Source organism: Falsiroseomonas sp. E2-1-a4 (assembly GCF_051433165.1).
Lineage (GTDB): Bacteria > Pseudomonadota > Alphaproteobacteria > Acetobacterales > Acetobacteraceae > Falsiroseomonas.
This window is the reverse complement of sequence record NZ_JBHMFS010000001.1, coordinates 60060-76353: the sequence shown is the minus strand read 5'-3', so window position 1 is coordinate 76353 and position 16294 is coordinate 60060. Positions and strand designations below refer to the sequence as shown.

The following is a 16294-nucleotide window of genomic DNA, read 5'->3' as shown; positions in this document are numbered from 1 at the left end:
CTTTACGCCCGGCCGGCGGCCTTGTCGGCCTCGTAGCGGGCCTTGGTCTCGGCATTCGCCGGATACAGGCCGGGCAATGCCACGCCCTTGCCGACTTCGATCATGATCCAGGCCTCCAGCCGTTCCTGCTCCACCGCCGCCTCCACCACGGCATCCAGCAGCGCGGCCGGGATCACCACGGCGCCGTCCTGGTCCGCCACCACGATATCGCCGGGCACCACCGTCACGCCGCCGCAGCCGATGGTTTCCTGCCAGCCGACGAAGTTCAGCGCGGAGACCGAGGCCGGCGCGACATAGCCCTGGCAGAACACCGGCAGCCCGGTGCCGATGACGCCAGCGCCGTCGCGCACCATGCCATCGGTCACCAGCCCGGCGACGCCCTTCTTGGCCATGCGGGCGCACAGGATGTCGCCGAAGATGCCGGCGGCGGTATTGCCCATGGCATCCGCCACGGCAACGGCGCCTTCCGGCATCGCCTCGATCGCGGCGCGGGTGGAGGTGGGGGAGGCCCAGCTATCCACCGTGGCCAGATCCTCCCGCGTCGGGGTGAAGCGCAGGGTGAAGGCGGGGCCGACGATGCGCTGGGTGGGGCCAGGCACCAGCGGGCGGCTGCCGGCGATGTAGCAGAAGCGCACGCCCTTCTTCAGCAGCACGGTGGTGAGGGTGGCCGTGGTGACGCCCATCAGGGCGTCCTTCACCGCTTGGTCCATTGGGCGCCTGCTCCGTTCGCGTGTTCCACCACGGTTCAAGCGCAGCCGGTGCGTTGCGTCCAGATCATGCGGCGGGATGAGCGAGGACACGGAACGAAATCCGCTGCCAGCCGTTCGCCCTGTCGGGTGAGTGTTTGAGCACCGTGGGACCGACCCGCCGGTGTTTTCAAACTGTCATTGAGGCCGCCGCGCCGAAAGCATGGATAACAAGGGCTGATGCATGCCGGGACAGACATGAAGAGGCGTATTTCGTAAGGATTATTGCCTTTTGACAAATCGTCCCGATTTCCGTAGAAATGAGCCGACCAATGATAACGGCAAGTGCTGAAACCAGACAGATTCTGGGGTGCACTCATCGCGATCTGCGAGCCGATCACGCAATTATCATTATTCCCGTCTGCATCTGGTCGAGATTGAAGGGATCAATTCCATGGGCAACCTGTCCGCATACCCGATTCTTGGGCGTTCCTGGACGGTTTACCGTACCGGCTCGGTAATCCGTTCCTATGGGGGATCCGTTTAATTGGCCGCCCAGCGTCCGGCACAGCCTGCCGCCAAGCCGCCGCGCGCCACGAAGCGCGCCCCGGCCCCGACCAGCACGGCATCCGGCAGCACGGCCACCCCGCCCCGTTCCTCCGCGGGCGAGGCGCCCGGGACCCTGGCTGCGCAGAACGCGGCCCGGGCGATCTACTATGCCTCCCCACTCCTGCTCGGCGGGGCGGAGGTCTGCGAGGCGCATCTGAAGCGCATCGCGGCGCTGGGCTTCGACACCCTGCTGATCGCCCCGCCGAGCCGGCCGGGGCTGAGCGGGAACCTGTTCGACATTGCCGAGCCTGACCGCCTGCACCCGCTGCTGGGCGACGGCCCGGTGGATGGCTACCTGGCGGATCTGGCCCGCGCCGCCGCGGCGCAGGGGCTGGCGCTGTTCGTGGATCTGGTGACCGACCATCTGGCGGCCGAATCTCCGGCGGCGGCGGCCAATCCGGACCTGTTCCACCAGGGTGGCGCCACCGATGGCCTGCCGCCCGACCCGCGCCGCCCGCTGGCACGCCCCGATGCGGCCTTCGCGCGCTTCGATTCGCCGGCCGCCGAGCAGCAGGCGCTTGCCCTGTTCGGACCGATGCTGCGCCGCTGGGCGGCCGCCGGCGTCACCGGCTTTCGCGCCCTGGCGCCGCATCGCATGCCCGGCGCCCTGTGGCAGACCCTGCTGGCCGATCTGCGCGCCGCCCATCCCGGCTTCACCGCCATTGCCTGGACCCCCGGCCTGGCCTCCGAGGATGTCGCCGCGCTTGGCGCCGCGGGCTTCGACCGCAGCGTCGCCAGCACCCCGTGGTGGGATTGGCACGCAAGCTGGCTGGCCCGCGAATATGAGGATCGACGCTGCACCCTGCCGACGATCGGCCTGGTCGAGGACCCTGCCGGGCCGCGCCTGCGGGTCCAGGGTGCCGATGCCGGGGCGTCCCGGCGCGCGCTGCGCCGGGCTCTGGCGCTGGCCGTGGCCAGCGGCGCCGGCATCCTGATGCCGATGGGCGCGGAACGTGGCGCAAGGCGGCCGATGGATTTCACCGCCGACCGCCCCGCCGACTGGGATTGGCGGGAGGATCCGGATTCGGCGCTGCTCGCCCGCGATGTCGCCGAAGCCATTGCGCTGCTGCGCGCCTGCGGGCCGCTGCGCGTGCCGGGCCAGATGCTGCCGCTGTCCGGGCCGGGCGCCCCGGTGGTGGCCTTCGCCCGGGCCGCAGGTGGCGATCTGCGCATGGCGGAGGAGGCGGCGGTTGTGCTGGCCACCGTCAGCCCGGATGCCGGCGCGACGATCCTGCCGGACCGCATGCTGGCCGCCTGCGACGGCCGCTTCCCGGCTCTGCGCCAGGTCTTCCCGGCCGGTGCGCCGGCTGATGCGGTGCTGGTGCCCGGCCGGCCGGTGACCCTCGCCGCCGGGGAGCTGCGCATCTATGCCGGCCGTGCCGTTGCCGCGCCGAAGGTGGCGCTGCCGGCGCTGACGGAGGATGCGGCCCGTGCACTGGCGCGCGTCGCGATCGAACGCGTGGCGCCGGCAGTGGATGACGGCCGCTTCGCCGTGAAGCGGCTGGCCGGCGAGACGGTGGAAGTGGAAGCCGATATCTACGCCGATGGCCATGACAAGCTGGCGGCCGTGGTCGCCTGGCAGGTGCCCGGCTCCGACGATTGGCACGAGGCGCCGATGCTGCGCGGCGTGAACGACCGCTGGACCGGCAGCGTGCCGCTGACCGCGCTCGGCACCCACCGCTTCGTCATCGAGGCCTGGCGCGACCTGTATGCAAGCTGGCGCGACGAGGTGGAGAAGAAGCACGCGGCGGGCATTTCCGTCTCGCTGGAACTGCGCGAGGGCATCGCGCTGGTGCAGCACGCCGCCAGCCACGCCAAGGGTGCCGCCGCGGAGCGCTTCAAGGCGCTGCTGGCGCGGCTGGAGGCGGGCGCCGATGGCGACCGGCTGCATGACATGCTGTCCGAGGAAGCCGTCAGCCTGATGGGCATCGGGGCGGAACGCACCCAGGCAGTGCGGACCCAAGCCTACCCGGTCATGGCGGACCGCCGCGCCGCGGCCTTCGCCAGCTGGTACGAGATGTTCCCCCGCTCCGCCGCCGACGACACCAGCCGCCACGGCACCTTCGACGATGTGGTGAAGCACCTGCCGCGGGTGCGCGGCATGGGCTTCGACGTGCTGTACTTCACGCCGATCCACCCGATCGGCAAGGCCAACCGCAAGGGCCGCAACAACACGCTGACGCCGGGGCCGAACGATCCCGGCAGCCCCTACGCCATCGGCGCCGCCGAGGGTGGGCACGACGCGCTGCACCCGGAGCTTGGCGGGCGGGAGGCGTTCCAACGGCTGATCCATGCGGCGCGCGCGCAGGGTATCGAGATCGCGCTGGACTTCGCCATCCAGTGCAGCCCGGACCACCCGTGGCTGAAGGAGCATCCCGGCTGGTTCGCCTGGCGGCCCGATGGCAGCATGCGCTACGCCGAGAATCCGCCGAAGAAGTACGAGGACATCGTCAACGTCGAGTTTTATGCGCCGGACGCCGTGCCGTCGCTGTGGCTGGCGCTGCGCGACGTGATCCTGCACTGGGCGGAAGAAGGCGTCCGCACCTTCCGTGTGGACAACCCGCACACCAAGCCGCTGCCCTTCTGGGAGTGGATGATCGCCGAGGTGCAGGCGCAATTCCCCGACGCGCTGTTCCTGTCCGAGGCCTTCACCCGGCCGAAGATGATGAAGCGCCTGGCCAAGCTCGGCTTCACGCAGAGCTACACCTACTTCACCTGGCGCAACACCAAGGCGGAGATGGTCGAGTACCTGACGGAGCTGACGCAAACGGAGGCCGCCGATTTCTACCGGCCGCATTTCTTCGTCAACACGCCGGACATCAACCCGGTCTTCCTGCAGACCTCCGGCCGCGCCGGCCACCAGATTCGTGCCGCGCTGGCGGCGACGCTGTCGGGCCTGTGGGGCGTCTATAACGGCTTCGAGCTGTGCCAGGCGACGCCGATGCCGGGCAAGGAGGACTATCTCGACTCCGAGAAGTACGAGCTCCGCGCCTGGGACTGGAATCGCCCGGGCAACATCATCGCCGAGGTCACCGCGCTGAACCGCATCCGCCGGGAGAATCCGGCGCTGCAGACGCATCTCGGCCTCGCCTTCCTGAACTGCTGGAACGACCAGGTGCTGGCCTACCGCAAGATGACGGCGGATCGCAGCAACATGGTGATCGCCGCTGTCAGCATGGACCCGCACAAGGCGCAGGAAGCGAGCTTCGAAGTGCCGCTGTGGGAATTCGGCCTGCCGGACGATGCCGAGGTCCAGGTTGAGGATCTCATGGATGGCCGCGTCTTCACCTGGCGCGGCAAGGTGCAGCATCTGCGCCTCGATCCGGGCATTCGTCCTTTCGCGCTCTGGCGCATCATCCCGTCGGGGAGCCACGCATGACCATCGCTGCCGAGAACGCCAACATCGTCACCACCATCCCGACCGGAGGCGCCTCCGACGCCGCCATCGGCGCTTCGGCCAAGGCGGATCCGCAGTGGTACAAGGACGCCATCATCTACCAGGTGCATGTGAAATCGTTCTTTGATTCGAACGATGACGGCATCGGCGACTTCGAGGGGCTGATCCGCAAGCTGGACTACATCGCCGGCCTCGGCGTGAACGTGGTCTGGCTGCTGCCCTTCTACCCATCCCCGCGCCGCGACGACGGCTACGACATCGCCGACTACCGCGGCATCCACACGGACTACGGCACGATGCGCGACTTCAAGCGCTTCGTGGCGGAGGCGCATCGGCGCGGCCTGCGGGTCATCACGGAACTCGTGGTGAACCACACCTCGGACCAGCATGAATGGTTCCAGCGTGCGCGGACCGCCAAGAAGGGCAGCTGGCAGCGCGACTTCTACGTCTGGCGCGACGATGACAAGGGCTTCGCCGACACGCGGATCATCTTCGTCGACTCGGAAAAATCCAACTGGGCGTGGGACGATGTGGCGAAGGCCTATTACTGGCACCGCTTCTACAGCCACCAGCCGGACCTGAACTTCGACAATCCGCGCGTGCTGCGCGCCATCCTCGACGTCATGCATATGTGGCTGAAGATGGGCGTGGACGGGCTGCGGCTCGATGCCGTGCCCTACCTGATCGAGCGTGAGGGTACCAACAACGAGAACCTGCCGGAGACGCACGAAATCATCAAGAAGGTGCGCGCGGAAATGCAGGCGCACTACCCGGACCGCATGCTGCTGGCGGAAGCCAACCAGTGGCCGGAGGATGTGAAGGACTACTTCGGCGACGGTGACGAATGCCACATGGCGTTCCACTTCCCGCTGATGCCGCGCATGTACATGGCGATCGCGCAGGAAGACCGTTACCCGATCACGGACATCCTGCGGCAGACGCCGGCGATCCCGGACAACTGCCAGTGGGCGATCTTCCTGCGCAACCATGACGAGTTGACGCTGGAGATGGTGACCGATTCCGAGCGCGACTATCTGTGGAACACCTACGCCACCGACCGCCGCGCCCGCATCAACCTCGGCATCCGCCGCCGGCTGGCGCCGCTGCTGGAACATGACCGCCGGCGCATCGAGCTGATGAACGCGCTGCTGCTGTCGATGCCGGGCACGCCCGTCATCTACTACGGCGACGAGATCGGCATGGGCGACAACATCTTCCTCGGCGACCGCGACGGCGTGCGGACACCGATGCAGTGGTCGCCCGACCGCAATGGCGGCTTCAGCCGCTGCGATTTCGCACGCCTGGTGCTGCCGCCGGTGATGGACCCGATCTACGGCTTCCAGGCCGTGAATGTGGAGGCACAGCGGCAGGACCCGCACAGCCTGCTGAACTGGACGCGCCGGATGATCACGGTGCGCCAGACCCACGCCGCCACCTTTGGCCGCGGCACCTACCGCTTCCTGTATCCAGGCAACCGCAAGATCCTGGCCTATATGCGCGAGCATGAGGGGGATGTGATCCTCTGCGTCGCCAACCTCTCGCGCTCGCCGCAGGCGGTGGAGCTCGACCTGGCGCAGTGGCATGGCCGCGTGCCGGTGGAGATGCTGGGCCGCACGCCGTTCCCGCCGATCGGCGACCTGACCTACCTGCTGACGCTGCCGCCCTACGGCTTCTTCTGGTTCATGCTGGCCGAGCAGGCGGCGCTGCCGGATTGGCACACGCCGCCGCCGCAGGTGATGCCGGAACTGGTGACCTTCGTGTTGCGTGAAGGGCTGCGCACCGCCTTCGGCGATGCGGACCGCAAGACCTTCGAGCAACAGGTGCTGCCAGCCTACCTGCCGCTGCGTCGCTGGTTCCATGGCAAAGGCACCAAGCTGACCGAAGCCAAGGTGCTGGAAGCCGTCCCGATGAAGACCTCGGAAGGCGAGATGATCCTGCTCGAGGTCGCGGCCTCGCCGGGCAGCTCGGACCGCTATTTCCTGCCGCTGGCGGTGGTGTTTGAGGACCAGGAGCGTCTGTCGGCGCTGACCGTGCAGTTGGCGCTGGCCCGTGCCCGCCGCGTCCGTCGCGTCGGCCTGGTGACGGATGCGATCGCCCGCGATGGCTTCGTTCGCGCCATGGTGTCCAACCTGGCGGCCGGCGCGGTGCTGCCCGCCAACAAGGGCGAGATCCGCTTCCGCCCCTCAGCCAAGCTAGGCACGATGGAACTGGATCTCGAGGCCGAGGTGACGCGCTTCGGTGGTGAGCAATCCAACAGCACCGTCATGATGGGCGACGTCGTGCTGAAGGTGGTGCGCCGGACCTTCGAAGGTCTGCACCCGGAGGCCGAGATGGGCCGCTATCTGACAGGGCCGGGCGGCTTCGATGGCACGCCCGCCTTCCTTGGCGATGTGGTGCATGTCGCGCCGGATGGCACGGAGCGCATGCTCGCCGTGGCGCAGTCCTTCGTCCGCAACCAGGGCGATGCCTGGGTCTGGACCCTCGGCCAGTTGAACCGGATGCTGGACGACGCGGTGGTGCAGGACGGCATGGGCGAGGACGCCGCGCATGGCGCCGAGCGGGACGAGCCGATCGAGGCGCTGGCGCCGTTCCTCACCACGCTCGGCCGCCGGGTGGCGGAGATGCACCTGGCGCTCGCGCGCGAAACGGACGATCCGGCCTTCGCGCCGGAGCCGATGCAGGCGGCCGACATCACCGGCTGGACCAAGATGGCGGTGAAGGAAACCGAGGCGGCGCTCGACCAGCTTTCTCGCCGCATCGGCGACCTGCCGGCCGACACGGCGCTGCCGGCCAATACGCTGCTGCAGTCGCGCGACGCGCTGATCAAGGCGATCCGCGCGCTGGAGCGGCCGATGCAGGGCGGCTTCCGCACGCGCATCCATGGCGACCTGCATCTCGGCCAGGTGCTGGTCGCGGCCGGCGATGCGGTGATCGTGGACTTCGAGGGCGAGCCGCTGCGGCCGCTGGAGGAGCGGCGGGCCAAGGGTCCGCCGGCCCGCGATGTCGCCGGCATCCTGCGCAGCCTGGATTATGCTGCCGAGGCGGCGCTGCGCGGCTTGGCGCCGCAACCGCCCGGCGCCCCGGACGTGCGGGAGGCGATGGTCGAACGCTGGCGCGTCGGCGCGCGGGAGGCCTTTATGGCCGCCTATGCCGAGGCGATCGGCGAGGCACCCGCCTGGCCGCAGGCGGAGGCCGACCGGCAGGCGCTGGTGGATCTCTTCGTCGCTGCCAAGGCCGCCTATGAACTGACCTACGAACTCGCGAACCGTCCCGCATGGGCGGGCATCCCGATCGCCGCGCTGCTCGCGCTGGCCGGCGTCGCGGTGCCGCAGCAGGGAGATGACTCAGATGGCGCATGACATGCAGGCGGCCATGACAGCCGTGGCGGAAGGCCGCCACGGCGACCCCTTCGCCCTGCTGGGCCCGCATGAGGACGGCAAGGTGGTGCGCGCCTTCCTGCCCGGTGCGGCGGCGGTGGAGGTGATCGGCGCCGATGGTGCCTCCCGCGGCAATCTGCCGAAGCGGCATGACTCCGGCTTCTTCGCGGGGCCAGCCTCGGGCAGCGGCCCCTACCGCCTGCGTATCCGCTGGCCATCCGGCGATCAGGAGACGGAGGATGCCTACGCCTTCCCGCCGCTGCTCGGGCCGCTCGACCTGCATCTGATCGCGGAAGGCCGGCACCGTGAACTCGGCCGCGTGCTGGGCGCGCATGCCCTCACGGTGCAGGACGTGCCCGGGGTGCGTTTCGCCGTCTGGGCGCCGAATGCGCAGCGTGTCTCGGTGGTGGGCGATTTCAACGGCTGGGACGGCCGGCGCAACCCGATGCGCCGCCGCGTCGAGGCCGGGGTGTGGGAGATCTTTATCCCCCGCATCGGCCCCGGCAGCCGCTACAAGTATGAGATCGTCGGCGCCGATGGCGCCACCCTGCCGCTGAAGGCGGACCCCTGTGGCGGCCAGGCGGAACATCCGCCGGCGACCTCCTCCATCGTGCCGGAACCGCCGCCGCCGCGGCACCGCGAGGGGCATGGCCCGTCGCACGCCCCGGATGCGCCGGTGATCATCTATGAGGCACATGCCGGGTCCTGGATGCGGCACGAGGATGGCCGGCCGCTGAGCTGGGACGAAATGGCCGACCGGATGATTCCCTATGTCGCAGGCATGGGCTTCACCCATATCGAGCTGATGCCGATCACCGAGCATCCCTTCGACGGAAGCTGGGGCTACCAGCCGGTCGGCATGTTTGCGCCAACCTCCCGCTTCGGGCCGCCGGACGGTTTCCGCCGCTTCGTGGACCGCGCGCATGCCGCGGGTATCGGCGTGATCCTGGACTGGGTGCCGGCGCATTTCCCGACCGATCCGCACGGGCTGGGTCAGTTCGACGGCTCCGCGCTGTACGAGCATGCGGACCCGCGGGAGGGGTTCCACAAGGACTGGTCCACGCTGATCTACAATTTCGGCCGGCATGAGGTGCGGGGCTACCTGATCGCCTCCGCCCTGCACTGGCTGCGCGAATTCGGCTGCGATGGCCTGCGCGTCGATGCCGTGGCCTCCATGCTGTATCGCGACTATTCGCGCGAGGCCGGCGAATGGCTGCCCAATGCGCAGGGCGGGCGGGAGAATCTGGAAGCCATCGCCTTCCTGCGGGAGCTGAACGAGGCGGTGGCCGAACACGCGCCCTGGGCCACCGTGATCGCCGAGGAATCGACATCCTTCCCGAAGGTGTCGGCGCCGGTGGCGGAAGGCGGGTTGGGCTTCGGCTACAAGTGGAACATGGGCTGGATGAACGACACGCTGCACTACATGCAGCGCGACCCGGTGCATCGCGGCTTCCACCACGACGCCATGACCTTCGGCATGATGTACGCCTTCAGCGAACGCTTCCTGCTGCCGCTGTCCCATGACGAGGTGGTGCACGGCAAGCGCAGCCTGGTTGGCAAGATGCCGGGCGACCGCTGGCAGCAATTCGCCAATCTGCGCGCCTATCTCGGCTTCATGTGGGGGCACCCTGGCAAGAAGCTGCTGTTCATGGGCGACGAGCTGGCGCAGGAGCGGGAGTGGGACCATGACGGCCAGGTGGATTGGGAGTCGCTGAGCGACCCGATGCATCTCGGCATGCAGCGGCTGGTGCGGGACATGAACGTCCTGGTCGGCGCCACGCCGGCGCTGCACCGCTACGATTCGGACCCGAAGGGCTTCTCCTGGCTGGTGGCGGATGACCGGCAGAACAGCGCCTATGCCTTCCTGCGCCACGGCACCGCCGCCGAACCCTCCGTGCTGGTCGCCTGCAACTTCACGCCGTTGCCGCGCCAGGGCTACCGCGTCGGCGTGCCGCGTGCCGGGCATTGGGCGGAGCGGCTGAACAGCGATGCGGCGGCATATGGCGGCTCCGGCCAGGGCAATGGCGGCGTGGTGCGGGCGGAGCCGGTGCCGATGCACGGCCACGCCCATTCCGTGGTGCTGACGCTGCCGCCGCTGGCGACGTTGATGCTCATGCCGATGGATGGCTGACGCCGTTGCCCCGGTTTCCAGAGCGTCTCGACACCGGGCGGCCCTATCCGCTCGGTGCCACCTATGACGGGTCCGGCGCCAATTTCGCGCTGTTCTCGGAACATGCCGAACGGGTCGTGCTGTGCCTGTTCGACCGCCAGGGCAAGCGCGAGTCCGACCGCTTCGAACTGCCGGAATGCACTGATGGTGTCTGGCACGGCTACCTGCCCGGCATCGCGCCAGGCCGGCCCTATGGCTACCGCGTCCACGGCCCCTACCGGCCGCAGGAGGGGCATCGCTTCAACCCGAACAAGCTGCTGCTGGACCCCTACGCCAAGGCGCTGATCGGCGAGCTGCGCTGGTCGGACGCGCTGTATGGCTACCGCATCGGGGCACAGCGCGCCGATCTGTCCTTCGACCGCCGGGACAGCGCGCCCGGCGTACCGAAGGCGCTGCTGGTGGCGCCCCGCGCGCCGGATACGCGGCCGCGGCTGCACCGCCCCTGGCGCGAGACGGTGATCTATGAGGCGCATGTGAAGGGCCTGACCGCGACGCTGCCGGAGGCCGCGCCGCATGAGCGCGGCACCTTCGCCGCGCTGGCCGACCCGCGCGTGATCGAGCATCTGGTGCGGATCGGCGTGACGGCGGTGGAATTGCTGCCGATCCACGCCTTCGTCGATGACCGCTTCCTGGTGCAGAAGGGCCTGCGCAACTACTGGGGCTACAGCACGCTCGGCTTCTTCGCGCCGGAGCCGCGCTTCCTGTCGCGCCGCGATCCGGAGGAAGCCCGCATCGCCATCCACCGGCTGCAGGATGCCGGGATCGAGGTGATCCTGGACGTGGTCTACAACCACACCGCGGAGGGCAACGAGATGGGTCCGACGCTGTCCTTCCGCGGCATCGACAATGCCAGCTATTACCGACTGCTGCCGCAGCATGAGCGCTACCACATCAACGATACCGGGACCGGCAACACCTTCAACCTGTCGCACCCCCGCGTCATCCAGCTTGTCATGGACAGCCTGCGGCATTGGGTCACCGAATACGGCGTCGATGGCTTCCGCTTCGACCTGTGCTCCAACCTCGGGCGGGAGCCGACCGGCTTCGACCCGGGCGCCGGCTTCTTCGACGCGCTGCGGCAGGACCCGCTGCTGGCGCAGGTGAAGCTGATCGCGGAACCCTGGGACCTCGGCCCCGGTGGCTACCAGCTCGGCAATCATCCGCCGGGCTTCGCCGAATGGAACGACCGATTCCGCGACACCGTCCGCCGCTTCTGGCGCGGCGATGAGGGGCTGCGGCCCGAAATGGCCGGCCGCATGGCGGGGTCCGCCGATTTGTTCGACCACGGCCGCCGCCTGGCCTGGGCCAGCGTGAACTTCGTCGCGGCGCATGATGGCTTCACCCTGCGCGACGTCGTCAGCTACGCCGAGCGCCACAATGAGGCGAATGGCGAAGGCAACAAGGACGGCCATTCCGACAACCACAGCGCCAATTGGGGGGAGGAGGGCGAGACGGAGGATGAGAGCATCCGCGCCCGCCGCGGCTGCCTCGCACGCGCCATGCTGGCCACGGTCTTCCTGTCTCATGGCACGCCGATGCTGCTGATGGGCGATGAGGCCTGGCGCAGCCAGGGCGGCAACAACAACGCCTATTGCCAGGACACGCCGATCGGCTGGATGGATTGGGAGACCGCGGAATCGGGCGTCGGTGCCGCCATGGTGGCCTTCACCGCCCGGCTCGCCGCGTTGCGCCGCGACTTCCCGGTCCTGCGGTCGGACCTGTTCCTGCACGGGACGGAAGTGCGACCGGGCGTGCCGGACATCGCCTGGTTCGATCCGGAGGGGGACGTGATCTCCGATGAAAGCTGGCACGCCCCGGCGCAGCGGGCCTTCGCGCTGCAGCTTGCGGGTGCCGCCGCGTCCGGCCAGGGCCTCGACGTCATCCGCGTCCTGCTGAACGCGAATGACGCCCCGGTGGCTTTCGTACTGCCGGAGGATGTGCCGGGTGGCTGGCACATGCTGCTGGATTCGTCCCTGCCCGAAACCATCGCTCACGGCCTCAACGGCGGCGTGACGGTGGAGGCCGGGGCGCTGGTGGTGGTTGCGGCGCGGCTGCCCGGGGGCTGAGGGCTGTGGGCTGAGGCAGCAACCGGACCCGGCACCGTGGCGTTGGTCTGGCGCCTGCGATGGAGGGTCGGACATGGATGACAAGGACAGGGTCGGAGAGGCCAAGGGGTCCGAGGACGCGCTGCGCCCCACCCTGCCGGGCGGCGAGCGGGTGCGGGAGGGTGAGACCGGCACCGGGTCGCCCGAGGGTGCCTCCGGCACCCGGCCTGAAGATGCCGGCGGCACCGTCGACAACCCGATCCAGCCCGGGGAGACGCAGCCGGGCGAAACCATGGAACAGGCGCAGCTTCGCGGCGGCCCGGTCGATATCTCCCCCGCCCGCCCCCGCCGGGGCTGAGTTTAGGTGGTGGCGAGCACGGCGGCGGCCAGATCCTCGCCGGCCCAGCCGACCGATTTGAACACGGTGATCTCCTCCGCGCTGCGGCGCCCGGGGTGGGTGCCGCGACACAGGTCGAACAGGTCGGCGGCGACATGGGCCGCCGTGATCGCGCCTTCTTCGATGGCCTGCACCACATCCCCGGCCTCGGCCAGCCCGCCGGCGCGCGTGTCCAGCACCAGGGTGGCGCGGGCCAGCAGGGCCCCGTCGGATTCGCGCATGGTCGGCCGGAAGGCGCCCACCAGATCGACGTGGGTGCCGGGCGAGACTTCCGCGCCCAGCACCAGCGGCACCTCGGACAGGGTGGCGGCGGAGACGATGTCGAAGCCGGCCGGCTTCGGGCTGGCGGCGGCCACCGCCGGCAGGCCATGCGCCACCAGCCGCGCGGCCAGCGCCTCCGCCTGCGCCGGCTTGCGCGCCCAGATCGCGACCTGGGAGATCGGGAAGCGGTCGCACCAGGCCTCCGCCAGGGCGGCGGCGACGCGTCCGGCGCCGAGCACCAACAGGCGGCGGCTATCCGGCCGTGCCAGGAAACGCCCGGCCAGCGTGCTGGCGGCGGCGGTGCGGCGGTCCGTCAGCTCCCCGCCATCCAGCAGCGCGAGGGGTTGGCCGGTTACGGCATCGGACAGCAGGTACACCGCCTGCACCGCCGGCAGGCCGCGGGCGCCGTTGCCGGGCAGCACATGCACGGTCTTCACCCCGCTGTGACGGGCGGTCCAGGCCGGCATCAGCAGCAGCATGCCGGATTCGGGCAGGGCGTGGCGGTGCCGCAGCGGGGCTTCGCAGCCGTCGCGGAACATCGCCTCCAGCGCCGCCTCCAGCCCGGCCCAGGGCAGGGCGTGCCGCAGTTGCTCCGCCGTCATCATCCGCATCGTGGCAAATCCTTTCCCTTCCGGCGGGGGTGGCACACGGTTGCACACCCTGCCGGCGGGGCAAAATGGCAGGAAGATGGACCGTTTGACATGCGCGGATGCGCCGCCTAGCGAAGCGTCGTGGCGCGCAGATTCGCGCGTTGCTCACCGCCCGGCGCTGGCGCAGCATGAACCCTGGGGCCACCACAGGGACCGTGCCGTCGGAAGAACCGGGCGGCCCAAGGCTTCGCAACGAGATAAGGGAGTTGACGGTATGAAGGCACTCCGCCTGACTTTGGCCGCCGCGATCGGTGGTGCCGCGATGATGGTCGCCCCGGCGATGGCCCAGGCCCCCACCGGCGCCGCCACCCTGGACGCGATCCGCGCCCGCGGCACGCTGATCTGTGGCGTGAACACCGGCCTTGCCGGCTTCGCGCAGCCGGACAGCCAGGGCGTCTGGCGCGGCTTCGACGTGGATTATTGCCGCGCCGTGGCCGTGGCGCTGTGGAACGACCCGACCAAGGTCCGCTACGTGCCGACCACGGCGCAGAACCGCTTCACCGCGCTGCAGTCCGGCGAAGTGGACATGCTGGCCCGGAACACGACCTGGACCCTGTCCCGCGATACCTCGCTGGGCTTCGACTTCACCGGCATCAATTTCTATGACGGCCAGGGCTTCATGGTGAAGACCTCCGCCGGTGTGCGCACCGCGCGGGACCTGAACGGCGCCACCATCTGCGTGCAGCCGGGCACCACCACGGAACAGAACCTGACCGACTGGGCGCGCGCCAACCGCATCCGCTTCACCCCGGTGGTGATCGAGCGGCTTGAGGAAGTGGTAGGGGCCTACGTCTCCGGCCGCTGCGATGCCTACACCACGGACGTCTCGGGCCTCGCCTCCACCCGTTCGGCGCAGCCGCGCCCGGCGGACCACATGATTCTGCCGGACGTGATCAGCAAGGAGCCGCTTGGCCCGGCAGTCCGCCATGGTGACCAGCGCTTCGCCGACCTGGTGCGCTGGATCCATTTCGGCCTGGTGGGTGCCGAAGAACTGGGCATCACGGCGGCGAATGTGCAGCAGGCGGCGCAATCCGATGCGCGGCCGGACGTGCAGCGCATGCTCGGCCGCAGCGGCGATCTCGGGCAGATGCTCACCGTCGACAATCTGTGGATGGTGAACATCATCCGCACGCTGGGCAATTACGGCGAGATGTTCGAGCGCAACCTGGGCCCGATCGGCCTGCAGCGCGGCCCGAACGCGCTGTGGACCAATGGCGGCCTGCAATACGCGCCGCCGTTGCGCTGAGCCCCGATCACCCGGCCTCGGCCGGGTGAAGCCCAACCCGGGCGGCCCGCGTGCCGCCCGGCCTCGACGACAGGCGATCCTGCCCGCAGCCCCGGGATTGCGCGCCAGTGGCCCAGCTCTTGCAAGGACCATGGCCCCGAAGCCCCTGTTGCCCCGGCAGACCCCTGGCTGCGTCACGTTTTTCGATGCGACTCAACAGCGCCAGCAGGAGCCAACCTGCGGGAGCCACTCCGCAACAGGGATGCCGCATGTCTTCCTCGACCGCCGATCCGCGCCTCGCCAAGGCCGGGCCGCCCCGCCGACCGATTCGCCTGTCCTGGTCCGATGAACGCCTGCGCGGCATCGTCTGGCAGGTGCTGGTGGTCGGCGTGGTCGCGGCCATCTTCTACTGGTTGTGGTCCAACACGGTCCACAATCTGGAGGTGCGCCGGATCGCCACCGGCTTCGGCTTCCTGGACCGTGAGGCCGGACTGCCGATCGGCGAAAGCCTGATCTCCTACGAGCCCACCGACACCTACCGCCGCGCGCTGATGGTGGGCGTGCTGAACACGCTGAAGGTGGCGATGGTGGGCGTGGTGCTGGCCACCATCCTCGGCACGCTGGTCGGCATCGCCAGGCTGTCCAGGAACTGGCTGCTGTCCAAGGTCGCGGGCCTGTATGTGGAGGTGATCCGCGACCTGCCGCTGCTGCTGCAATTGCTGTTCTGGTACACCATCCTGCAGAGCCTGCCGGGGCCGCGCCAGGCGCTGAACCCGGTGGATGGCGTGTTCCTGTCCAATCGCGGGCTTCTGCTGCCCTTCATTGAATGGATGCCAGCGCATTGGTGGGCGCTTCTGGCCCTGGTGGCGGGCGTCATCGGTACGCTGCTGTTCTCCAGGGCGATGCGCGCGCGGCAATATGCCGATGGCCAGCCCCGCAAGGTGTGGCCGGCGGCCGTGGTGCTGATGGTCGGGCTGCCGCTGCTGGTCTGGATGTTACTCGGCGCGCCCTTCACGCCGGATATCCCGGCGCTGCGCGGCTTCAACTTCCAGGGCGGCATCACCATGACGCCGGAGTATTTCGCGTTGCTGCTCGGCCTGGTGACCTACACCGCCGGCTTCATCGCGGAGATCGTCCGCGCCGGCATCCAGGCGGTGAACCAGGGGCAATGGGAAGCCGCGCAGGCGCTCGGCATGCGCCGCGGCGACATCCTGAAGCGCATCGTGCTGCCACAGGCGCTGCGAGTCATCATTCCGCCGATGACCAGCCAGTACCTGAACCTGACCAAGAACAGCTCGCTCGCCGTGGCCATCGGCTACCAGGACATCGTCAGCATCGCCAACACCACGCTGAACCAGACCGGCCAGGCGATCGAGGGCATTGCCATCATCATGCTGGTCTACCTGACCATCAGCCTGTCGATCAGCTTCTTCATGAACTGGTATAATGCGCGCATCGCGCTGGTGGAGCGCTGAGC

The 16294-nt window shown here is 69.2% G+C and carries 9 protein-coding genes; 7 read left to right on the top strand and 2 right to left on the bottom strand.

Annotated features, from left to right (window positions below):
- Positions 1–2 precede the first annotated feature (2 nt).
- Positions 3–710, bottom strand: coding sequence for a ribonuclease activity regulator RraA (locus tag ACFHNC_RS00360; protein WP_437167209.1), 708 nt, complete (start codon positions 708–710; stop codon positions 3–5).
- A gap of 523 nt (positions 711–1233) precedes the next feature.
- Between ACFHNC_RS00360 and ACFHNC_RS00355 the strand changes: the two genes are divergently transcribed.
- From ACFHNC_RS00355 to ACFHNC_RS00335, 5 genes are all read left to right on the top strand, one after another.
- A complete protein-coding gene (locus tag ACFHNC_RS00355) occupies positions 1234–4674 on the top strand; it encodes a maltotransferase domain-containing protein (protein ID WP_437167208.1) in 3441 nt (1146 codons plus the stop codon).
- The gene (treS, locus tag ACFHNC_RS00350) at positions 4671–8051 is read left to right on the top strand and encodes a maltose alpha-D-glucosyltransferase (RefSeq protein ID WP_437167207.1); all 3381 of its coding nucleotides are present in this window, start codon (positions 4671–4673) and stop codon (positions 8049–8051) included. Before ACFHNC_RS00355 ends, treS begins: the two co-directional genes overlap by 4 nt.
- The gene (gene glgB / locus ACFHNC_RS00345) at positions 8041–10200 is read left to right on the top strand and encodes a 1,4-alpha-glucan branching protein GlgB (RefSeq protein WP_437167206.1); all 2160 of its coding nucleotides are present in this window, start codon (positions 8041–8043) and stop codon (positions 10198–10200) included. Before treS ends, glgB begins: the two co-directional genes overlap by 11 nt.
- Positions 10201–10205: 5 nt before the next feature.
- Complete coding sequence (gene glgX, locus ACFHNC_RS00340) at positions 10206–12305, top strand: glycogen debranching protein GlgX (RefSeq protein WP_437167205.1); 2100 nt, start codon at positions 10206–10208, stop codon at positions 12303–12305.
- A 73-nt stretch (positions 12306–12378) separates the two neighbouring features.
- Positions 12379–12642, top strand: a complete 264-nt coding sequence (locus ACFHNC_RS00335; protein ID WP_437167204.1) for a hypothetical protein — start codon at positions 12379–12381, stop codon at positions 12640–12642.
- Between the two features lie 2 nt (positions 12643–12644).
- On the opposite strand, the gene ACFHNC_RS00330 is transcribed toward ACFHNC_RS00335, so the two are convergent.
- Positions 12645–13553, bottom strand: a complete 909-nt coding sequence (locus tag ACFHNC_RS00330; RefSeq protein WP_437167203.1) for an ornithine cyclodeaminase family protein — start codon at positions 13551–13553, stop codon at positions 12645–12647.
- A gap of 253 nt (positions 13554–13806) precedes the next feature.
- On the opposite strand from ACFHNC_RS00330, the gene ACFHNC_RS00325 reads away from it, so the two are divergent.
- Together ACFHNC_RS00325 and ACFHNC_RS00320 are read left to right on the top strand one after the other, a co-directional pair.
- The gene (locus tag ACFHNC_RS00325) at positions 13807–14838 is read left to right on the top strand and encodes an amino acid ABC transporter substrate-binding protein (RefSeq protein ID WP_437167202.1); all 1032 of its coding nucleotides are present in this window, start codon (positions 13807–13809) and stop codon (positions 14836–14838) included.
- Between the two features lie 248 nt (positions 14839–15086).
- Positions 15087–16292, top strand: a complete 1206-nt coding sequence (locus tag ACFHNC_RS00320; RefSeq protein WP_437167201.1) for an amino acid ABC transporter permease — start codon at positions 15087–15089, stop codon at positions 16290–16292.
- Positions 16293–16294: the final 2 nt, after the last annotated feature.